Source organism: Clostridium sp. Marseille-QA1073 (genome assembly GCF_054863625.1).
Genome location: NZ_JBSVQM010000007.1, coordinates 181,452 through 201,655 on the forward strand (window position 1 = coordinate 181,452; position 20,204 = coordinate 201,655).

The window sequence follows — 20,204 nt, forward strand, 5'->3', positions numbered from 1 at the left end:
ACTAAAATAATTTCAATAATATGTTGTAATATAGGCTAAATTTTATCTTATAATGTAGTGAAAATAATTAACTAGCAATAGTATAAATTGATAATTTAAAAAGGTATTGATACTTTAAAGTATCAATACCTTTTTTGTTAAATTACTTCACTTTTAGTTTGAACTCTCAAATCTTCATTTGAAGGTTTAGAAGCTCTATTTTTAAAGAATTCTTCAGCAATCTGAGGAAATGCAAGATATGATAATACATCTTCATTTGCTGAAATTTTATCTTTAAGCATTTTTTTAGTCTTTTCAAAAGCAGGTTCTAAACTATCAGCAAATCTACCTTTTATTGGTTGATCATCACCCAAAGCTTTTTTCATTACTTCTTCATTTATTTTACCAGGTGACCTACCATATTCTCCTTTACAGTAAGATTTAACCTCTTTAAGCACCATTTTATATCTTTCACCAGTTAATACGTTAACTGTTGCTTGAGTACCAACCATTTGACTCATAGGAGTAACAAGTGGTGGAAAACCTAAATCTTCTCTTACTCTTGGAACCTCTGCTAGAACTGAATCTAATTTATCTATGGAGTTTTGAGATTTAAGTTGAGAAATCATATTTGATAACATACCACCAGGTATTTGGTTTGTTAATCCCTCTGGTTGAGGAGTTAAAACTTTAGGATCAAGTAGTCCTGATTTTAATACTTCGGCTCTTATTGGCTTAAAGAAATTATTTATATAAGTTAATTTATCTATGCTTAAATTCGTATTAAATCCAGCAGAAGTTAATGCTTGATGCATAGTTTCAGTTGGTGGTTGTGATGTACCACTTGAAAATGAAGATATAGCAGTATCTATGCCATCAACTCCTGCTTCAGCAGCTTTATAATAAGACATTTCAGCTAATCCATTTGTGCAATGAGAGTGTAGGAATACTGGTATTTTAACTTCTGATTTTATACTTTTAACTAAATCATGAGCTATATCAGGCATTATAAGACCGGCCATATCCTTAATACAAATAGAATGGGCTCCCATATTTTCTAATTGTTTAGCTAAATTTGTATAGTTTTTAACATCATGTATAGGGCTTACTGTATAAACTATGGTACCTTGTGCATGTGCGCCTTGTTTAATAGTCTCATCCATAGCTACTTCAATATTAGAGAAATCGTTTAAAGCATCGAAAATTCTAATTATATCCATTCCATGATAAACAGATATTTTTATAAACTCTCTTACAACATCATCAGGATAGTGTTTATACCCTAATATATTTTGTCCTCTTAAAAGCATTTGTAGAGGAGTTTTCTTTACTATGCTTTTTATTTTCTTTAATCTTTCCCATGGATCTTCATTTAAATATCTTAAGCAAGAGTCAAATGTAGCCCCTCCCCAACACTCAAGTGAATAATATCCTGCATCATCTAAGTCTTTAAGTATAGGTGCAAACTCATTAAAAGGAAGTCTTGTTGCAATTAATGATTGGTTTGCATCCCTTAGAACCGTCTCAGTTATATGAATTTTTTTCATTAATAATCACCCCTATAATCTAGTGTCATACACTTGTATTTTAACATAAAGCTCAATAAAAATCTGCAATAAATCATTTATTTGTCTGAAAAATTATATATTATAGAATTATTACAATAGGATCCTATAACTAAACCTTATTTAATATATTAAATATAAATTTTCATAGGTATTATAAAGAAATCTTGACATTAGCGGTAAGAAATAATTATAATGTAATTATGATATTTGCGCCCGTAGCTCAGTAGGATAGAGCAACCCCCTCCTAAGGGGTAGGTCGGAGGTTCGACTCCTCTCGTGCGCACCAAAGCTTGGTAAAGTTTTCCTTTACTAAGCTTTTTATTTTATATATGATAAAGTTATAGGCTATAATTTTAAAGAATTTAGACAAAAATATATAATAAGTTAAGGAGAAGCTATGGAAGATAACTTTATGAATGAAGCTATAATAGAAGCAAAAAAAGCTTTAGAGTTAGAAGAAATACCTGTAGGTGCAGTTATTGTAAAAGATAATAAAATAATTGCAAGAGCACATAATCTAAAGGAAAGATTAAATGACCCAACCTGCCATGCAGAGATTCTTGCTATAAAGGAAGCTTCAAAGGTGTTAAATTCATGGAGACTTACTGGATGTAGTATGTATGTTACATTAGAACCATGTCCTATGTGTGCAGGAGCTATAGTTCAAAGTAGATTATCCAAACTTTATATAGGAACTTTTGATGAAAGAAGTGGAGCTTGTGGTTCTGTAATGAATATAGTACAAAATGATTTTTTAAATCATTGGGTAGATGTGAAATGGACTTATGAAGAAAGCTGTAGCACTCTACTACAAAATTTTTTTAAAAAGAAAAGGAGTGATAATAAATGACAGATAGTAATAAATTTGTTAGCGATGAAGAAAAAAAGAAAATGGTATTAGATAAAATGACAAAAGTATGTATATGCAAGGCAATACCAAGATCAAAAATAAAAGAAGCAATAAAATCTGGTGCAACTACCGTGGAAGAGGTAAATAAGATTGTAGGTTCAGGCAGCGGTGGATGTAAAGGGAGAAGATGTGGTCCAAAAATTGAAGAACTTATAAACATGTATAAAAATGGTGAGTTCTAAAAAAATATATAGTTAATTTAAGCTAGACTATGTATAATAGATTAAAGAATAAAAAAGAAAGGGGATGAGGTTAATGGATTCAGTTGCATTTAGTTTATTTGGTATTGATATAGCATGGTATGGAATTTGTATAGCTCTTGGAGTTGTAGCAGCATTACTTTTAGCTCAATATACTTGTAAATTAGTTAATATAAATTATGATGATATGCTAACTGTATTTTTAATAACTTTTCCGATTGCTATAGTTGGAGCAAGACTTTATTACGTTATTTTTGAATTTGATCAATATAGAGATAATTTAATGAATATCTTTAATATAAGAAGTGGTGGCTTAGCCATACATGGAGGCATAATAGCAGCAATTATTGTAGTTGCTATATATTGCAATAAAAAGAAAATCAATTTTTTCGATATTATGGATATGGCTGCACCATGCATAATATTAGCTCAAGGAATAGGAAGATGGGGAAATTTCTTTAATCAAGAAGCTCATGGTGGCCCTGTAACAGAAGCTTTTATTAGTAAATTTCCTCAATTTATACAAAAGGGTATGTTAATAAAAGGAACATATTATCATCCTACATTTTTATATGAAAGTATATGGAATGTATTGGTATGCCTAATACTTTTATATATGTTAAAAAAAGTTTCAAAAAAAGGTGTTGTATTCTTTAGCTACATAGGTTTATATTCTGTAGCAAGACTTTTTATAGAAGGTCTTAGAACAGATAGTTTAATGCTAGGTAGTATAAGAATGGCTCAGTTAGTAAGTATAATAGGTATATTAATATGGGTAGCAGGGGTAATATACTGCTATAAGTTTAATAGAGATAGAAGATTAATAAATTGATAAATATATATCTTAGAAATAGTAATACTTAGGTATGATAATTTCAAAGTAAAAGAGCAATTATTTAAATTTTAATAATTGCTCTTTTACTTTTGCTAATAGCATGAGTATATTTTTATTTTTAATCTCTCTTACTAGAAATAGGAATATAAGGATATAATCTTGAAGCTAAATTACTCATTGGCATTGTTTGAAGATATACTTTACCTGGTCCTCGTAACGTAGTTAAAAATAGTCCTTCTCCACCAAATAGTACATTTTTAACTCCTTTAACCATTTCTATATCAAAATGAATACTAGCTTCAAAAGCAGCTACATGACCAGTATCTACTTTAATAGTTTCTCCAGGAGCTAAATTTATTTCTTCAACATGACCATCAAACTCTAAAAATACAATTCCTGGACCAGTCATTCTTTGAAGTATAAATCCTTCACCACCAAAAAAACCAGTAGAAAGTCTCTTTTTAAGATGAATTTTAAATTCTACAGAAGTTTCTGCTGCTAAAAAAGCTCCTTTTTGACATATTAATGTTTCTCCAGCATATAAACTTTTTGCAACAATTTTTCCCGGTACTGAAGATGGAAAAGCGATACTTCCATTACCGTGAGTACATGTAAAGGTATTTAAAAAAATACTATCACCAGATAATGCTCTTCCTATACCTGCAAAAAGGCCACCTTTCATATTTGTATCCATTTCAATGTTGTCACTCATCCATCCCATGGCACCAGATTCAGAAACTATGGTTTCTCCAGCATTTAATGAACAGATTACAACAGGAAGATTTCCACCTTTAATTTCATAATTCATATTGTAGACCTCTCTTTAATATAATTTTTATATGGATAAATATAAGTTAGTATAATATATTTAAAACATACTGAAAAAATAAATAGTAAATATAACTAAAAATATATTTCATATCTTTATCTAATTACTTTTTATATATATAATTATACGAGATTATAAAAGTTTTAGCATTTAAAACAATTATAAAATTTTTATGAAAAAAATATTTTAAAAATATCTCAAAAGTATATTAAAAAATAGTAAGATTTAATAAAATTTAAGAAATTTAATAAAAAAATTTACTTTGAGGTATTATAATCCAATTTTATTTAAAATAACCACTTGCAACTAGAGATTAATAATAGTATAATCTTATATACGTAAGTAACTAAATAATATATGGAGAGATGTCCGAGCGGCTTAAGGAGCACGCCTGGAACGCGTGTGTAGGGGAAACTCTACCGAGGGTTCAAATCCCTCTCTCTCCGCCATGTTGTACTAGATGGGGAGTTAGCGGTGCCCTGTAACCTGCAATCCGCTACAGCAGGATTGAATTCCTCGCCTAGGTTTTAGTTTGTGTGGTCTGGCCTATGTAAGTGGCGTTGAGAATTGGGTCCCACGCAATGGAGATTCATGAACCTCGTCAGGTCCGGAAGGAAGCAGCGATAAGTGAAACCCTCCATGTGCCGTGGATTAACCTGGTTTGAGTTAACTGCATGGGTAACGCACATAAATTAATTATCAAAGCGAGGTGTACAACTTTAATTTTAAAAGACAAGATGCAAAATTGCATCTTTTTTTATTATATGTAAAAACTTATAATATATATATAAGGCTAAAAGAGGTGAGAATATGGCGTACACTGCATTATATAGAGAATATAGACCTAAAACTTTTGAAAATGTAGTAGGTCAAGCACATATAACTACTACTTTAAAAAATGCTATAAAAACAGAAAGAATTGCTCATGCTTATCTTTTATGTGGTACAAGAGGAACAGGAAAAACATCTACAGCAAAAATAATTTCAAAGGCTGTTAATTGTTTAAATCCTAAAGAGGGGGAACCGTGTAATGAATGCGATATGTGCAATAAGATTAATAGTGGTACTGCAATAGATGTAATTGAACTAGATGCAGCCTCTCATAATGGTGTAGATAATATAAGAGATATAATAGAAGATGTTCAATACCCTCCTCAAGAGGCTAAATATAAAGTTTATATTATAGATGAGGTTCATATGCTATCAGTAGGTGCAGTAAATGCTTTTTTAAAGACTTTAGAAGAACCTCCTAATAGAGTAATTTTTATTTTAGCTACTACAGACCCTCAAAAATTACCTATAACTATACTCTCAAGATGTCAAAGATTTGATTTTAAAAGAATTAAAAATGAAGATATATTTTTAATGCTTAGAAGCATAATAGATCATATGGGAGTATATGCAGAAGATAAGAGTTTAAAATTAGTTTCAAGAATTTCCGATGGTGCAGCGAGAGATGCTCTTAGTATATTAGATCAAGCAATTTCTATGAGTGACGGTAAGGTAGAATACGAGAACATAGTTCAAATGTTAGGACTTATGACTAATGAAGGACTTATTAAGCTTACAGATGCAGTTATAGATAAAGATATTGAAAAATCTATAAGAGAAATTAATGAGGTAGTACAATTAGGTAAAGATATTCATTTATTTATAAAAGATATGACTACTCATATGAGAAACCTCATGATGATTAAGATAAGTGATAATCCTGATGATGTATTAGATATGTCCATAGAAAATATTGAACTTTTAAAAAGTCAAGCTCATAAAATTAGAGTAGAGGAAATAATGAGGTATATAAAGATACTTCAAGAAGCTGAGGATAATTCTAAATATTCAAAGCAAGGAAGAATATATTTAGAACTTGCTGTAATTAAAATGTGTAAAATAGAATATGATACCTCAATGGAAATAATGCTTTCTAGATTAAATAAAATAGAAGAATCTATAAAAAATGGCACTATTAAAGTAAGTGAAAATAAGGTATCGGAAATAAATAATATAAAGAAAGTAAATGCTCCTATATCAAAACCTAAGACAGAAAGTATTGTCAAGGAAGACATTGCAGATATTGAGATTACTGATGATACTTATGGTGAAAGCAATATTACCTTGGAAATGGTTAAAAAATCCTTTAAGGATATTCAACAATTATTAAAGGGAAGAAAAAATATGGTTTTAGCTGCAGCACTTATGGTTAGCGAAGTTAATTATGTAAAAGGAAATGTTATAAACATAATTTTTTCTAAAGAATATTCTTTTCATAAAAATAGATTAGAAAAAGATGATAGTAAAAAAATAATTGATGATATATTTTCTGAGGTTTTAAAAGAAAAGGTTAGAGTTACATATTCTATTGATGAACCTAAAGATGTAGAGAAACCTAAGGAAGAAATATTATTTGATACTTTTTCAAAAGATTTAGTAGAAATAGTGGATGAATAGAGAAATTAGAATATTATATTATTAGCATATTTCATTAATAATATAGAAATTTTTTAATTTTAGTTACATTATTAATGAATATTATATATACTAATATATTGATACTATATTTTAAGGAGGTATTATTATGGCAAAAGGCGGATTTCCAGGAATGGGCGGAGGAAGCATGAATAACTTGATAAAACAAGCTCAAAAATTCCAAAAGCAAATGGAGGATATGCAAAAAGAGCTAGAGAATAAAACTTTTGAAGGAACAGCTGGTGGTGGTGCAGTTACTGCTACAGTAAGTGGAAAAAGAGAGATATTAAAGGTTAGCATAGAACCAGATGTTGTTGATCCGGATGATGTTGAAATGTTAGAAGACTTAGTAATGCTTGCTTGTAATGAAGCTTTAAAGAAAGCAGAAGAAGAGACAAACAGCTCAATGGGAAAACTAACAGGTGGATTAAATATGCCAGGTATGTTCTAATATAAATTTAACTACAGTATTCTTCCTATTTAAGGAGGATTTTAGAGGTGAATGGATTGGATTTTTATCCTGTATCAATAGAAAAACTTATAGAAGAGTTTGCTAAGCTACCTGGTATAGGAAGCAAAACAGCTCAAAGACTAACTCTTCATGTTTTAAATCTTCCTAGAGAGGAAGTAGAAGAGTTTGCTAATGCACTTATAAAGGCGAGAGGAACAATAAAATATTGTTCAATTTGTGGAAACTTTACAGATAGTGACCCATGTTCTATTTGCTCTAACCCTAATAGAGATAAAACAACAATTTGTGTTGTTGAACAACCAAAAGATATTATGACAATGGAAAAGGTTAGAGAGTTTAATGGAGTATATCATGTATTACATGGGACTATATCACCTATGAGTGGAAGAGGTCCAGAAGATATAAAATTAAAAGAACTTATAACAAGAATAAATGGGGAGCCAAAAGAAATTATAGTTGCCACAAATCCTAATATTGAAGGTGAAGCAACAGCTATGTATATTTCTAAAATATTAAAACCTTTTGGAATAAGGGTAACAAGAATAGCCCATGGAGTACCAGTAGGTGGAGATTTAGAATATGCAGATGAAGTTACTCTTTCAAAAGCATTAGAAGGCAGAAAAGAAATTTGATATCGATTATTTCACAATGCCTTAAGTAAAATAAATTTATGTTTAGAAGTAAAAAGTTTTGTCAGATAGTCGTAGTTTTAAAGAAGTAAAAACCTTTAAATCTACGACTTTTTTATTATAATAAAAAGTCATTTAAAGCATAGAAAATTGTAATTTATAAATTTATTTAAGAATAAAATAAACTTAAGATTATCTTAAGAATAACTTCAGATTTAATAAAGATTAGGAAGGTATTATTAATTTTAGAAGGAATATAAACCATAATATATAGGTTAAAAAAGTATAAGAATACACCATGAAAAATATAAAAGATTATCTATTATATTATTTAATAATAAAAGGGGAGATTAAAATGTTTGAATTTTGCGAAAATATTTACACAGATGTCAGAATTGAACATGTTTTGGAGACTTCTATAAATTTTACTAATGGAGTTTTAGAAAATAATAAGATAAGAGAGTATTCTGGTGCTCTTATAAGGGTTTTTGATGGGGATAGATGGTACTATAAATCCATAAGTAATTTATCTAGTATTCAAGAAGAAATTAAAAATCTTTCAAAAATGGCAAAAGAAAATGAAAAAATTTATGATGATGAAGTTGTAAAAAAGTTTCAAGTTAATAATGGAGAATATTACTCATATAAAGGTTTTGAACTTGATAAAGTATCTAGAGAGGATAAATTTAAATTAGCTAAAGAAGCAGTAGAAATTACAAAAGAAAAGACAGAAGGTAAAAGCTTTAAAGTCAATTATAAGGATTCAAGAATAGTTAAGGAGTTTTATTCTAGTAAAGGCAGTAATTTAAAATTTGATTACCAGCTTTGTGGTATCGGAATTAAGTATTCTTTTAATTTTGATGATAAAACTTTTTCAGATAGTTCTAAAATTGTATCCTTCAATTTTAATGACCTTAATGATATAAAAAATAAATTTGAAGAAGATTATAAAGAAGGATTAGATTATGCTAGAAAATCAAGCCCTATTACATCAGGAAAATATACTGTGGTAATGTCACCTGAGGTAGTTGGAGTATTTGCTCATGAGAGTTTTGGACATAAGAGTGAAGCAGACTTTATGGTGGGAGACGAAAAGATGATGAATGAATGGAAAATAGGTACAAGAGTTGGAGCTGATTTGTTATCTATTTTAGACTATGGTGGATATTTAGGTTCTGGTTATGTACCTTTTGATGATGATGGAACAAAAGGAGAAAAAACCTATTTAATTAAAGAAGGAATATTAAAAGGAAGGCTTCATTCAGCAAAAACTGCTTCTATTCTTAAAGAAGAGTTAACAGGAAATGCTAGAGCAGTTAATTTTCAATTTGAACCTATAGTTAGGATGACTAACACCTATATTGAAAAAGGTGAAAAGACAAAGGAAGAACTAATTAGTGAAGTGGAAGAAGGAATATATATTCATAATTGTAGATATGGTACAGGAATGAGCACTTTTACTATAGCACCTAATAGAGCATATATGATTAGAAATGGAAAAATAGCTGAGCCTGTTAATATCTCTGTTATAACTGGTAATGTTATGGAAACATTATATAATATCGACGGTGTTTCAAAAGAACTAGAATTTAAAAATAATATATGGGGTGGATGCGGAAAAATGGAACAATCTCCATTATCTGTTTGTATTGGCGGGCCATATGTTAGAGTTAAAAATATTGAGGTTCAATAGGGGGGAATTTATAGATGATAAAGGAAAAATTTGTTTTAAATCAAAAAGAAACATCTATAGGTATTATGCAATCTAAAATAGATGATATTAGAATGAAAGATATAACATTTACTGGGGTAAGAATATACGATAATGGTTTTGTAGGTGTAGCTGGCGCTATTGGAGAATATGATGAAGATAAATTAGAAGCTGAAGCAAAGGAAGCTTTAAAGCTAAAAATTCCTTATGAAGCAAATGTTTATGAAAATAATAAACATTCTGTGGTTAATGAATGTAATATAGGAGAAATTAACGAGTTTATAAATGAAATTGAAGAAATAATAACAATACTGAATAATAGATATAAAAATTTCACCTTTGCAAATAAAGTAAATCTTATTGAAATAGAAGCGTCACTAAAAAATGATAAAGAATTAAATTTGCATCAAAAAGATAAAAGAATAAATTTTAATATTACGGTTAAAGATAAAAATTCAGTAAATATTATGGATACTTTTATACCTTATACTACTAGGACATATAATAGAGATAATTTCTTATCTTTTGTAGATAGTATACTTTTACCTTATTACAATATAGTAGAGCTACCTAATAAGGATAAGCTTCCAGTAGTAATGTTCAACCCAGATTTAAACGGTCTATTAGCTATGAAATTTTTTGAAGATTTAAATGGATTAACTTTTGTTAATGAAGCATCTATTTTTTCTGGAAAACTTGGTGAGAAGTTGTTTAATGATGAGTTTACATTATTGTTAACATCAAATCCAGAAGACACTAATGAATTATTCTTTGATGCAGAAGGTAGCTTTTTAAAAGATTATAGATATGCCCTAATTGAGAACGGAGTTATAAAGTCACCTTATACAGATAAGAAAATTGCTTTAAATTATAATCTTCCATTAACAGCAGCTTCAACAGGAGAATATGATGAAGCACCTTCATTACAACCAAGCGAATCTATATTTAATAAAATGAAGTTAAAACAGGGAGATAAAACTGTGAAAGAACTTTTAGGTGGGGAATTAGGAGTATTTATATTTACAGCATCTGGTGGAGGATTTACACCAGAAGGAAACTTTGGAACTCCTGTTCAACAAGCTTATTTATTTGATGGAGAGAAATTTATTGGAAGATTACCAGAACTTAAAATATCTTCTGATTTATATAGCATGTGTGGAAAAGATTTTAGAGGAGTTTCAAAGAATACTTTAAACGAAGATGTAAATTTAAGTTACACAGTAATAGATATGAAAGTAGAAAAACTTTAAAAACTAATATTTTATTAAAATAATTTATATGTTAATATTTTTATCCTCATTTTAGATTTTAAATAAAATGAGGATATTTTTTATAATAAAATTGTTATTAAATTTCCTTATATAACTTTAAATTGAACTTTTGTAAATATTGTTATATAATCACATTAATTATCATTTAATAATATTTATTAAATGATAATATATAATTATGTTTAATTTAAATATGGGGGAGAGTACGTTATGAAGATAAAAATTAAAGATAAACTAAAGTTTATATGTATATGCTATATTGCACTTATAGCTTTAACAGTAGTAATGAATTTTAGAACATATAAAGAAATAAATGGGGATAGCAGTTTTATAAATTATTTTGGAAAAATGAGAGCATATAATTATAGGATGGCACAACTATCTTCCAATATTGTTTTAGCTTCAGATGATAAAGAAAGCTTAGAAGCTTTAGAGGTAAAGATAAAGGAAATAGACAATATGTTTGAGGATTTAGTAAATGGTAATAGCAAATTAGATATAAAACCTATAGATAATGATAGTATAAAAAATAATCTTAATGATGTAAAAATTCAATGGGAAAAAGAATTTAAGCTAGCTTATAAAAATATTTTAGAAAATGGTAATAAAAATTCTTGGAAATTTATAAAAGATAATGTAAATAAATATGTTAATTCTATTGATAATGTAGTTGTAGAATATACTTTATATTCTAAGGAGAAAATTAGCTCTGCTAAAAATAAAAGTATTTTTATATTAGGAACTTCTATAATTTTAAGTATAATTTTTGGTACTTTAATGATAAAGGTTATAATGAAACCATTAATAAAAATTAAGGATGAGTTTGAAGTTATTTCAAAGGGAGAAGGAGATTTAAGAAAAGAAATATTATATAAATATAATGATGAAATAGGTGAATTAACCAAGTACTTTAATGGATTTATTGGGAAAATAAGAGAAATTGTAGGGACTATATTTGATTCTTCAAGAATGTTAAAGGAATCAGTAGCATCTATGCAAGTTATAAATGATGAACTTGGAAGAGCAACAGAAACTATTTCAGTATCAATGCAAAATGTATCTTCAGGAAGTGTAGAGCAATCTAATATGATTCAACATATTATGTCTCAAACAGAGGATGTAAGTTCAGAAATTACTAATGTTATGGAAAAGATTGATATTTTACTAATTCAATTAGAAAATAGCAAAAATTCTTCTATTGAAGGAAAGAAAATATTAAATAAGGAAATTGAAGAGTTAAAAGATCTTGTTTTAAATACAAAGGAATTATCTAATACAGTAAATGAATTAGAAAAAGATTCACAGGATATACAAGGTATTCTAAATATTATAAATCAAATATCTTCTCAAACAAACTTATTAGCATTAAATGCATCTATAGAGGCGTCAAGAGTAGGAGAACACGGACGAGGTTTTTCTGTTATAGCAGAGGAAATTAGAAAATTATCAGATGAGAGCAGAGAGTCAACAGAAAAAATAGAGAATATAATTAAATATAGACTTGAAAAGATATTTAATATTGGAGAGTATATGAATATTATCTTAAATCAAATAACTACTTACCAACAAGATATGAGTGATGTTGAAATGAAGTTTAATGAGGTTACAAAGCAAGCTAATGAAGAGTATTTAGAAATGAAAAATATTAGGGAGATAAATTATAATGTAAAAGAAGAATTTAAAGAAATTAATTCATCCATTAGCAAGGTTGCTTGTATTGCAGAAGAAAACTCAGTAAATTCTCAAGAAATTGCAGCGTCAATTGAAGAACAAGCAGCATCATTTGAGCAGGTTGATAATAATATGAATTCAATAAATCAATTATCTATAGACTTAAATAAAATAATTGGAAAGTTCAAGATATAACATAATAATTTATAAAGATAATTTTAATAGCAAATATGTTTGTCTTTTACATTTTTGGCATATAAATTTGTAAATAAGAATAAGCCTTCTACTAAATGTCAATAATTTGAAATATACATTATAGTAGGAGGTTTTTTTATGGATAGAAAAAAAGTTATAGAAATGATTTGTAACTATAATAAGTATGATGAAGAGCAAAAGCAAATAATCAATCATCTTGAAGAAGCAAGAGTTGAGTGGGAAAATGCTAGAATTTGTTTTCAATTTGTAAGCGACCCTAAACTTATTGATTTAGTAATATATAAGGAAGATGAAGCCAAGGCAAAATATATATATTTTCTTTCACTTGCAAAAGAAAAAGGTATAAAATTAGATGCAACCTTAATGGTAGAACAATTAAATCCAGCTAGTAGATGGTAATCAAATTAAGCCTTCATATATAAAATGATAATACTATATATTAGTAGTATATTTGTCGTATAATATATATGAGAGGAGATGAATTTGTGGAATATGCTATTTTTTTTATAATTGCAGTCTTAGGGCTAATTATAGTAGGCAAACTATTTGCATGGCCACTTAAAATACTAGGAAAGTTAGTAATTAATGCCATAGCTGGAGGAATATTATTATTTCTAATAAACTTTGTAGGTGGACCTTTTGGTATAGATATAGCTATAAATCCTACTACAGCGCTTATAGCAGGATTTTTAGGAGTTCCTGGAGTTTTATTCCTTATTATATTCAAATCATTTATGTAAGGTATCTGAAAGAAAATATCCTAACATAGAAACTGTGTGTTTCTCAAAAAATATTAAGATATCTTCAAAAAAAATAATAGACAAGTATGTTAGCCTATTTTCCATCATACTATGTTGTCAGAATCCAAACATATCACCACTATGATTAGGACCTGACGCCTTATCTTATATAAAATATACTAACATCTTTGGTTTATAATTTTCTTTCAGATGTTTAAATTAAAAATCGTGGCTTAATGTCACGATTTTTAATATTGCAATTATAATATTTAAATAATTATTTTTAAATTTAAATGGCTTATAACAAAATAATAAAGAGTACCTAAAGATACTCCTTATTCATATATACTAATATTTCCTGATGTAGTAGATATATTTAAATTATGCTTAACGTTATCTCCAATAGTTCCTTGAAGTTTTTTCTTAGATTTTTCTAAAATTTTTATTGAAGGAAATACGTTAATATCTCCAGAAACTGTTTTTAAATCTACTTTTATTCCAACATCTTTAGAGAAATTTATATCTATATCTCCAGAAATAGTACTTCCATTTATATCTCCTAATAATTTATTACAACTAATATTGCCAGAAGTGGTATTAAAGATTAAATTCCCTCTAACATTATTAAGATTTAGTTCACCAGAAATAGAATTAAATTTATTATTATTATCTTTTAAAATAATATTGATTGCATCTAGATCTGATGATGTAGATTGAAATATAAAATTATTCATTTCCATATCTTTTAAAGTTAAACTTCCAGAAGTAGAGTTAAAATTTAAAGAAGATAAGTTTAAATTTTTTATATACCCATCACCAGAAATTGTTGAAATATCCAGTGATTTATTATAAGTTTTTGGTATATATATATCTAGCTTTCCATTATTCATATTGAAAAAGAAATTATTTGGAATTTTATAAGTCTCTATATTAATTTTGTTTTGATCTTTATTTATCTTAAGTTGAGATTCATTAAAGTTATTATTAGTCTGTATATTAGAAGATAATTTAACTTTAAGTTCATTTTCATCATAAGGTATTATAGTAACCTCATAAGAGGTTGTATTTATAGATATTAAGTCTACATTGTCTAATGAAATTACTTTTTCTTCATTGATATCATGGTATTTATAGCTACTATTATTAAAAATTTCATTATAGATATTATAGAAATTAGAAGTTAAATTTAAATTATTAATAGTCATATTTTTAATAGAAATTCCAAAAATGAGAAAAGAAGAAGTAAAGCAAACTATCATTATAATTATTAATGATAGTATAACAGTTTTTAACTTTTTACTATTAAACATAAAGCATCTCCCTTTCATCATATTTGTAATTGTAATTTAAACCAATCTAATACTTTAATACTTAGAACATAAATAGCTTTGCATACGAATAATCCAAAGAAGAATATTAAAACACCTAGTATACTAAGGCCAATTCCTAGAAGTACAACCCCTATTAATGGAACAGAAAGCGGAATAGATATAAATGGAGTTGCAACAGTACCAACTAATCCACCTATAATCGTACCTATTCCACCAATGAATAATCCTATAGATATTCCAAATATACCTAAAATTAATCCTCCTATAGTAGTTATTACAGGAAGACAAATTATAACTAAAGCAATAATACCTATAATTTTCATTGCTTTTGAAAATCCATCATCTGAATTATAAGGTTTATTGTATCTAGTATTATCGTAGCTATCTTTTCTATATTGATTATTATATTGATTTTCATTATTATATTGTTGTCTTGTATTGTATTCATTACCGTTCATTTCATAATTAGCTTTATATTGAGAACAAATAGTATAAGGATCACCTAATTCTCTTATTATTTCTTCATCGGTCTTTCCATTTTCTTTTCCTACTCTAAAATGCTCTTCATAGTCATAGATTATCTCCATTCTTTCATTTGCGGGAAAATCATATAAATCTTGCGACAAAATGCTTATAAATTGATCTTTAGTCATATTAACACCTCTCTTTAACAATGTTATTAACGCTTTCCATAAATTCAGACCACTCTTTAGATAACTTTTCTTTAGTTCTTATTCCAGAATCAGTTATTCTATAATATTTTCTAGGAGGTCCTTCCTGAGATTCTTGAAGGTAGGTTGTAAAATATCCCTCTTGTGTAAGTCTTCTTAAAATAGGGTAGATTGTTCCATCAGAGATTTGTATATTTTTTGATATTTCATTTACAAGCTCATAACCGTAGCAATCTTTCATTGAAACTACTGATAATACACAAAGTTCCAAAACTCCTTTTTTTAATTGAACATTCATTAAATCACCTCTAATAATTGATAGGAAACAAATATGTAATTAAATATTAAAAACCTAATTTATAACTATATTATACTAGCTAGTATTAAACAATACAAGATACTAAACTATATGTTTATACAATATGATTTATTAATAAAAAATGTTCAAAAAAACCATTTACTAAAAAATAAATGGTTTAAGTAAGCTGAGAAAGCTTTTTTAAAGCTTCCATATTTAATATACAAATCTCTTTATTTTTCATATCTATAATATTCTCATTTTTAAGTTCATTAATAATTCTTGTAACAGTTACTCTAGAACACCCTATTAAATTAGCTAGCTCTTGGTGGGTCATAGTTAAACTTATACTATATTTGTTATTAGAATTTTTAGGTGTTAATACTGCTAATCTATATAGTGTAGAAGCAATTCTAGTTTTAGGGGATTCAGCCAAAAAATCATTAATTTGAGATAGAGCAATTCTATATTTACGAATTAAACTATGTATGAAAAATCTATATGTATTGGGATATTGTATTAAAAATTTATCGAGTTTAGTATCTTCAATATAACTTACTGTCACATCTTCAACGGATAATGCTTTAACATCAATATGATCATCTACAAAATATGAAGATTCTCCTAAAATTTCTCCGTTTATAAGGTAAAATAATACTTTTTCATGTCCTGTGGAGGTAAAGGTAGAAACTTTCACAGTACCGGACATCACAATAACAACATTATGCTTTGGCATAGGAGAGATTTCTTGATTTTTTTTAAAATCTATAATTTTCCCTAAAGGTGCTAATTCCTGTAAAAAAAAAGCTCTCATGTCATTTTGTTTATTCATGTTAAATAATTTCTCGTACATGGATACTCACCAACCTTTTATAAATAAAAAAGAGTAAACGGGAGTTTACTCTCTTAATATAATATTAGCTTAATTTAGTAAATTTATTAAGCATCTTTTTTTAATTTTGTCATAAAATTTTTCCAATCTCCATGAGAAATATATATTTTATGTTTATTAAATTCATTTTCATCATTTAATCCGTACTTATATACATAGCATTTTTCAATAGTGCCCGTTTCAACTATTTCAACATCCATAATGGTTCTAATATACTCATTATCGGTATTATTTTCACCATAGTAGCCTTCCATTTCATCCATTGCTACCATTATTTCTTCATAATTATCTACAGTCATAACTTCACCATATATATAATCATCACCGTCTAATACAGCAGGATATCCTTTATTAGGCATATGAAATAATTTACCTTTAATTTTAGCAGCTTCACAATTTAAAACATTGCCTTTTAGGTATTTATCATAATTAAAAAATCCTGTTCTTAAACTACCGTATACAAATACTTTTCTTTTTTCTGTTGGTTTAATCATTAGCAAATAGCTCCTCCAACCATTTTAACGTCTTTGTTATTTTCTACAGCTGCTTTTATACATAATTCAAGTCCTTTTGATATATCAGCTAATGACATACAAGGAGTATTTGGTTTAGTTATAACTTGATTTGGTATAAATGGAACGTGAATAAAACCACCTTTTATATTAGGATATTTTTTATCAATTAAATATAATATTCCGTACATAACATGGTTACATACAAATGTACCAGCAGTATTTGATACTGATCCTGGAATACCATTTTCATTCATTTCCTTAACCATAGCTTTTATTGGTAAGTTACTAAAATATGCAGATTGTCCATCTTCATATATTGGTAGGTCTATTGGCTGATTACCTTCATTATCTTTAATTCTAGCGTCATCTATATTAATAGCAACTCTTTCTGGTGTTACTCCAAATCTACCACCTGCTTGTCCAATTGATATAACTATATCAGGATTGTGTTTTTCTATTGCACTTTCTATATGATCTAAAGCCTTTCTAAAAACAGTTGGAATTTCAATTTTTATAACTTCTGCTCCAGAAATTATATTAGGTAATAACTTAACTGCCTCTAGTGCAGGGTTTACACTTTCTCCACCAAATGGATCAAAACCTGTAATTAAAACTTTCATTGCTTTTCCTCCTAATGTTAATTTATTTTAATAATTACCATCTAATATAATAATTGTAGATGGCAAAATAATTATGACTTTTGCTAAGTTTATTAATTTTTATGATTATATATTTTAAAAATTCATCTCCAATTTATAATTATATGGAGATGAATTTTTACTTTAAATTAAAATGCTAAGAAATACATAAGCGCTATATGAACTACTAATAATAGTAAAGCTACTGGTGCTTGATATTTAATAACAATATTATTATCTTTTGTTTCTAGTAATGCTGCAGGCATAACGTTAAAGTTTGCAGCCATTGGAGTTAATAATGTTCCGCAGTATCCAGCAGTTAATGCTAACGCTCCAGCTATAGCAGGATTAGCACCTTGTGCGTAAACGAAAGGTATACCAACGCCAGCAGTTATAACAGCAAAAGCAGCAAAGGCATTTCCCATTATCATTGTAAATACTGCCATACCTACACAGTAAGCAATTACTCCTGCTAATATATTTCCATTAGGTATAAAGTTTGATATTCCAGATGCAATTACATCACCAACACCAGCAGCAGTAAATACTGCACCTAATGCAGCTAGTAATTGAGGTAATATGCTTGTAGGTCCAACAGACTGAAGCATTCTATTTCCATCTTCTACAAGATTTTTAGGATTTGCTTTTGTAACAAGGAATGTGATTATAATTGCAGCTATAGCAGATATCCCAATGGCAACAGTTCCAGGGAATTTAGTAAATTGAGCAATAACAAGTGCAAATACAGCTATTGAAACTGAAGGAATAAATATTTTATTTTTAAGTTTTTTAGCTTGGTCTTCGCTGAATTTAGCTTCAGGTACTTTTAGGTTACCTATGTTAACTTGCTTCATAGCAGTTAATACTCCAAGGAATACAAGCATTCCACCTACAACAGTTGATGGTAAAAACTTACCCAATATAAATATGATAGAAAGTGTTATCCAAAATAAAGTTGTACCAATTCTAGTTTTATGATTTGTATCTTTAAAAGTAATAATCCCAGTTGTTAACATTAAAAGTCCAACCATTATATAAAAAACTTCAAGTAGTATGTCTGATATAACTTTTATATCCATATATAAATCCTCCTTACATTAGTTTTTATTTGATGCTTTTCTAGCTATAGATTTGTCTAACAAGTGATTTTGTACTACTACAAATAGAAATGAAATTACAGCAATAGGTATTGAAGCTTTAGCAACATCTAATGTGTTTACTGCATATCCAAGTTCTTCTAATGTACCAGCAATTAATAAAACTCCTGAGCTTGCAAGGAATACATTCTGTCCATAGAAATTACCGTAGTTCTCCATAGCAGCGGCAGCCCCTTTAATTTTATCAACTGTGCTTTCATCAAGTTCACCATGTTTACTGATAGCAGCACCTTGTGCCATAGGATTTATAAGTGGTCTTATAAATTGAGCATGTCCTCCAAGTCTTACTGAGAAGGCAGCAGCTAATTCTCTAATGAATAAGTAAAGAGTTAACATTTTTCCAGCAGTTAAGCTTTTAGCATTTTTAATTAATGTGATAGCTCTATCTTTCAATCCGTATCTTTCACATATACCTATAACAGGAAGTGTTAGTATAAATAATGACATATGTCTTTGACTTACAAATGTTTTACCTAATATATCTAGGATTTCAATAACGTTTAGTTTTGCAACTAGTCCAGTAACTACTCCAGCAGATAAAACTACTGCTATAGTATCAAATTTAAGAGCAAATCCAATAATAACTATAACTATACCGATTAATTTAATCATTGATTACTACACCCTTTCTTTATTGTTGAATATATTTAAAAAATTTCTTGTTATTTTCATATTATACTGACAATTAGCGCATAAATCTGTATCCACAGATACAAAAATGAAGAATATTTAGTAGAAAAATGTAGAAGAAAATCTATATAATAATAGGAAAGGATATCTAAGGTGAACAATTGTTAAATAAAAATACATAAATGTTAAATTTTTGCATAAATTTAAATAACTACTCCAGGTGTATCTACATATAAAAAGACAAGCATGTTAAAGTAAAACTTAGTATTTAAAGTATAATACTAAATAAATAATGTTTTTTAATGAACTAAGAATTTTGTTTATGATAAGATAGATATTGTCGTTACGGCACAGAGAAATTCGAAGCGAAACGACATAGTTCAGTACTTGAAAACAGTTATTGAAAAAAATAAAAAAAACTGTTGACAAGAAAAAATAAAGCTGATAGAATAGTAAGAGTCGTCAGGTGATGACGGTAAAAATTACTAAATAATTTGGTCTTTGAAAATTAAACAGAGAAATAGGTAAAACCAGTTAATTCATTGAGTTTCGAAAGAAACTTAAAATGACTATTA

At 27.9% G+C, this 20,204-nt stretch carries 21 protein-coding genes, 2 tRNA genes and 1 other RNA gene; 14 read left to right on the forward strand and 10 right to left on the reverse strand.

Translation table 11 applies throughout. The annotated features are described in order from the left end of the window. Positions 1-137: 137 nt before the first annotated feature. Complete coding sequence (locus ACY1IQ_RS08800) at positions 138-1,526, reverse strand: pyruvate carboxylase subunit B (RefSeq protein ID WP_461613587.1); 1,389 nt, start codon at positions 1,524-1,526, stop codon at positions 138-140. A 230-nt stretch (positions 1,527-1,756) separates the two neighbouring features. Here ACY1IQ_RS08800 and ACY1IQ_RS08805 point away from each other — a divergent pair. The 4 genes from ACY1IQ_RS08805 (at position 1,757) to lgt (ending at position 3,489) form a co-directional block, all read left to right on the forward strand. Further along, a tRNA-Arg gene (locus tag ACY1IQ_RS08805) sits at positions 1,757-1,833 on the forward strand. Positions 1,834-1,944: 111 nt separating this feature from the next. Then, complete coding sequence (gene tadA, locus ACY1IQ_RS08810) at positions 1,945-2,397, forward strand: tRNA adenosine(34) deaminase TadA (RefSeq protein ID WP_461613588.1); 453 nt, start codon at positions 1,945-1,947, stop codon at positions 2,395-2,397. Continuing rightward, complete coding sequence (locus ACY1IQ_RS08815) at positions 2,394-2,639, forward strand: (2Fe-2S)-binding protein (protein WP_052267832.1); 246 nt, start codon at positions 2,394-2,396, stop codon at positions 2,637-2,639. Before tadA ends, ACY1IQ_RS08815 begins: the two co-directional genes overlap by 4 nt. Positions 2,640-2,712: 73 nt before the next feature. Then, entirely contained in the window at positions 2,713-3,489 is a 777-nt protein-coding gene (gene lgt, locus ACY1IQ_RS08820) for a prolipoprotein diacylglyceryl transferase (RefSeq protein WP_461613589.1), read from the forward strand. Between the two features lie 121 nt (positions 3,490-3,610). Here lgt and ACY1IQ_RS08825 read toward each other — a convergent pair whose 3' ends face one another. Continuing rightward, positions 3,611-4,300: a TIGR00266 family protein gene (locus ACY1IQ_RS08825; RefSeq protein WP_461613590.1), complete on the reverse strand. Its 690-nt coding sequence runs from the start codon at positions 4,298-4,300 to the stop codon at positions 3,611-3,613. 380 nt (positions 4,301-4,680) lie between these two features. Between ACY1IQ_RS08825 and ACY1IQ_RS08830 the strand changes: the two genes are divergently transcribed. The 10 genes from ACY1IQ_RS08830 (at position 4,681) to ACY1IQ_RS08875 (ending at position 13,497) form a co-directional block, all read left to right on the forward strand. After that, positions 4,681-4,770, forward strand: a tRNA-Ser gene (locus ACY1IQ_RS08830). 2 nt (positions 4,771-4,772) lie between these two features. Beyond that, an RNA gene (gene ffs / locus ACY1IQ_RS08835) (signal recognition particle sRNA large type) lies at positions 4,773-5,038 on the forward strand. A 93-nt stretch (positions 5,039-5,131) separates the two neighbouring features. After that, on the forward strand, positions 5,132-6,769 hold the full coding sequence (dnaX, locus tag ACY1IQ_RS08840; protein WP_461613591.1) for a DNA polymerase III subunit gamma/tau: 1,638 nt from the start codon (positions 5,132-5,134) through the stop codon (positions 6,767-6,769). A gap of 127 nt (positions 6,770-6,896) precedes the next feature. After that, on the forward strand, positions 6,897-7,238 hold the full coding sequence (locus ACY1IQ_RS08845) for a YbaB/EbfC family nucleoid-associated protein (protein ID WP_039629810.1): 342 nt from the start codon (positions 6,897-6,899) through the stop codon (positions 7,236-7,238). 56 nt (positions 7,239-7,294) lie between these two features. After that, positions 7,295-7,891, forward strand: a complete 597-nt coding sequence (recR, locus tag ACY1IQ_RS08850; RefSeq protein WP_039629849.1) for a recombination mediator RecR — start codon at positions 7,295-7,297, stop codon at positions 7,889-7,891. A 352-nt stretch (positions 7,892-8,243) separates the two neighbouring features. Next, positions 8,244-9,581 carry a TldD/PmbA family protein gene (locus ACY1IQ_RS08855; protein WP_461613592.1) on the forward strand — a complete coding sequence of 446 codons (1,338 nt, stop codon included), beginning with the start codon at positions 8,244-8,246 and terminating at the stop codon, positions 9,579-9,581. Between the two features lie 14 nt (positions 9,582-9,595). Beyond that, positions 9,596-10,849, forward strand: a complete 1,254-nt coding sequence (locus ACY1IQ_RS08860; RefSeq protein WP_461613593.1) for a metallopeptidase TldD-related protein — start codon at positions 9,596-9,598, stop codon at positions 10,847-10,849. A 231-nt stretch (positions 10,850-11,080) separates the two neighbouring features. Further along, positions 11,081-12,736, forward strand: a complete 1,656-nt coding sequence (locus tag ACY1IQ_RS08865) for a methyl-accepting chemotaxis protein (RefSeq protein WP_461613594.1) — start codon at positions 11,081-11,083, stop codon at positions 12,734-12,736. 138 nt (positions 12,737-12,874) lie between these two features. Beyond that, positions 12,875-13,156 carry a DUF2508 family protein gene (locus ACY1IQ_RS08870; RefSeq protein WP_461613595.1) on the forward strand — a complete coding sequence of 94 codons (282 nt, stop codon included), beginning with the start codon at positions 12,875-12,877 and terminating at the stop codon, positions 13,154-13,156. A gap of 68 nt (positions 13,157-13,224) precedes the next feature. After that, the gene (locus ACY1IQ_RS08875; RefSeq protein ID WP_186269517.1) at positions 13,225-13,497 is read left to right on the forward strand and encodes a pro-sigmaK processing inhibitor BofA family protein; all 273 of its coding nucleotides are present in this window, start codon (positions 13,225-13,227) and stop codon (positions 13,495-13,497) included. A gap of 335 nt (positions 13,498-13,832) precedes the next feature. Here ACY1IQ_RS08875 and ACY1IQ_RS08880 read toward each other — a convergent pair whose 3' ends face one another. From ACY1IQ_RS08880 to ACY1IQ_RS08915, 8 genes are all read right to left on the reverse strand, one after another. Next, positions 13,833-14,807: a DUF4097 family beta strand repeat-containing protein gene (locus tag ACY1IQ_RS08880; protein ID WP_461613596.1), complete on the reverse strand. Its 975-nt coding sequence runs from the start codon at positions 14,805-14,807 to the stop codon at positions 13,833-13,835. A 17-nt stretch (positions 14,808-14,824) separates the two neighbouring features. After that, positions 14,825-15,481 carry a DUF1700 domain-containing protein gene (locus ACY1IQ_RS08885; protein WP_461613597.1) on the reverse strand — a complete coding sequence of 219 codons (657 nt, stop codon included), beginning with the start codon at positions 15,479-15,481 and terminating at the stop codon, positions 14,825-14,827. A gap of 1 nt (position 15,482) precedes the next feature. Next, positions 15,483-15,797, reverse strand: coding sequence for a PadR family transcriptional regulator (locus ACY1IQ_RS08890; RefSeq protein ID WP_461613598.1), 315 nt, complete (start codon positions 15,795-15,797; stop codon positions 15,483-15,485). A 178-nt stretch (positions 15,798-15,975) separates the two neighbouring features. Then, positions 15,976-16,650, reverse strand: coding sequence for a Crp/Fnr family transcriptional regulator (locus tag ACY1IQ_RS08895; RefSeq protein ID WP_461613599.1), 675 nt, complete (start codon positions 16,648-16,650; stop codon positions 15,976-15,978). Between the two features lie 86 nt (positions 16,651-16,736). Then, positions 16,737-17,183 carry a gamma-glutamylcyclotransferase family protein gene (locus ACY1IQ_RS08900; protein ID WP_461613600.1) on the reverse strand — a complete coding sequence of 149 codons (447 nt, stop codon included), beginning with the start codon at positions 17,181-17,183 and terminating at the stop codon, positions 16,737-16,739. Further along, positions 17,183-17,824 carry a pyroglutamyl-peptidase I gene (gene pcp, locus ACY1IQ_RS08905; protein WP_461613601.1) on the reverse strand — a complete coding sequence of 214 codons (642 nt, stop codon included), beginning with the start codon at positions 17,822-17,824 and terminating at the stop codon, positions 17,183-17,185. Before pcp ends, ACY1IQ_RS08900 begins: the two co-directional genes overlap by 1 nt. A gap of 167 nt (positions 17,825-17,991) precedes the next feature. Further along, positions 17,992-18,921, reverse strand: a complete 930-nt coding sequence (locus ACY1IQ_RS08910) for a DUF979 domain-containing protein (protein WP_461613602.1) — start codon at positions 18,919-18,921, stop codon at positions 17,992-17,994. A gap of 18 nt (positions 18,922-18,939) precedes the next feature. After that, the gene (locus ACY1IQ_RS08915) at positions 18,940-19,608 is read right to left on the reverse strand and encodes a DUF969 domain-containing protein (RefSeq protein ID WP_461613608.1); all 669 of its coding nucleotides are present in this window, start codon (positions 19,606-19,608) and stop codon (positions 18,940-18,942) included. Positions 19,609-20,204 lie beyond the last annotated feature (596 nt).

Bases quoted from the DNA above. Each gene is read 5' to 3' on its own strand.
- lgt (WP_461613589.1), top strand. From the start codon at position 2,713: ATGGATTCAGTTGCATTTAGTTTATTTGGTATTGATATAGCATGGTAT.
- tadA (WP_461613588.1), top strand. From the start codon at position 1,945: ATGGAAGATAACTTTATGAATGAAGCTATAATAGAAGCAAAAAAAGCT.
- ACY1IQ_RS08880 (WP_461613596.1), bottom strand. From the start codon at position 14,807: ATGTTTAATAGTAAAAAGTTAAAAACTGTTATACTATCATTAATAATT.
- pcp (WP_461613601.1), bottom strand. From the start codon at position 17,824: ATGAAAGTTTTAATTACAGGTTTTGATCCATTTGGTGGAGAAAGTGTA.
- ACY1IQ_RS08825 (WP_461613590.1), bottom strand. From the start codon at position 4,300: ATGAATTATGAAATTAAAGGTGGAAATCTTCCTGTTGTAATCTGTTCA.
- ACY1IQ_RS08800 (WP_461613587.1), bottom strand. From the start codon at position 1,526: ATGAAAAAAATTCATATAACTGAGACGGTTCTAAGGGATGCAAACCAA.
- dnaX (WP_461613591.1), top strand. From the start codon at position 5,132: ATGGCGTACACTGCATTATATAGAGAATATAGACCTAAAACTTTTGAA.
- ACY1IQ_RS08910 (WP_461613602.1), bottom strand. From the start codon at position 18,921: ATGGATATAAAAGTTATATCAGACATACTACTTGAAGTTTTTTATATA.
- ACY1IQ_RS08900 (WP_461613600.1), bottom strand. From the start codon at position 17,183: ATGATTAAACCAACAGAAAAAAGAAAAGTATTTGTATACGGTAGTTTA.
- ACY1IQ_RS08875 (WP_186269517.1), top strand. From the start codon at position 13,225: ATGAGAGGAGATGAATTTGTGGAATATGCTATTTTTTTTATAATTGCA.
- ACY1IQ_RS08815 (WP_052267832.1), top strand. From the start codon at position 2,394: ATGACAGATAGTAATAAATTTGTTAGCGATGAAGAAAAAAAGAAAATG.
- ACY1IQ_RS08890 (WP_461613598.1), bottom strand. From the start codon at position 15,797: ATGAATGTTCAATTAAAAAAAGGAGTTTTGGAACTTTGTGTATTATCA.
- ACY1IQ_RS08870 (WP_461613595.1), top strand. From the start codon at position 12,875: ATGGATAGAAAAAAAGTTATAGAAATGATTTGTAACTATAATAAGTAT.
- ACY1IQ_RS08860 (WP_461613593.1), top strand. From the start codon at position 9,596: ATGATAAAGGAAAAATTTGTTTTAAATCAAAAAGAAACATCTATAGGT.
- ACY1IQ_RS08845 (WP_039629810.1), top strand. From the start codon at position 6,897: ATGGCAAAAGGCGGATTTCCAGGAATGGGCGGAGGAAGCATGAATAAC.
- ACY1IQ_RS08885 (WP_461613597.1), bottom strand. From the start codon at position 15,481: ATGACTAAAGATCAATTTATAAGCATTTTGTCGCAAGATTTATATGAT.
- ACY1IQ_RS08895 (WP_461613599.1), bottom strand. From the start codon at position 16,650: ATGTACGAGAAATTATTTAACATGAATAAACAAAATGACATGAGAGCT.
- ACY1IQ_RS08855 (WP_461613592.1), top strand. From the start codon at position 8,244: ATGTTTGAATTTTGCGAAAATATTTACACAGATGTCAGAATTGAACAT.
- ACY1IQ_RS08865 (WP_461613594.1), top strand. From the start codon at position 11,081: ATGAAGATAAAAATTAAAGATAAACTAAAGTTTATATGTATATGCTAT.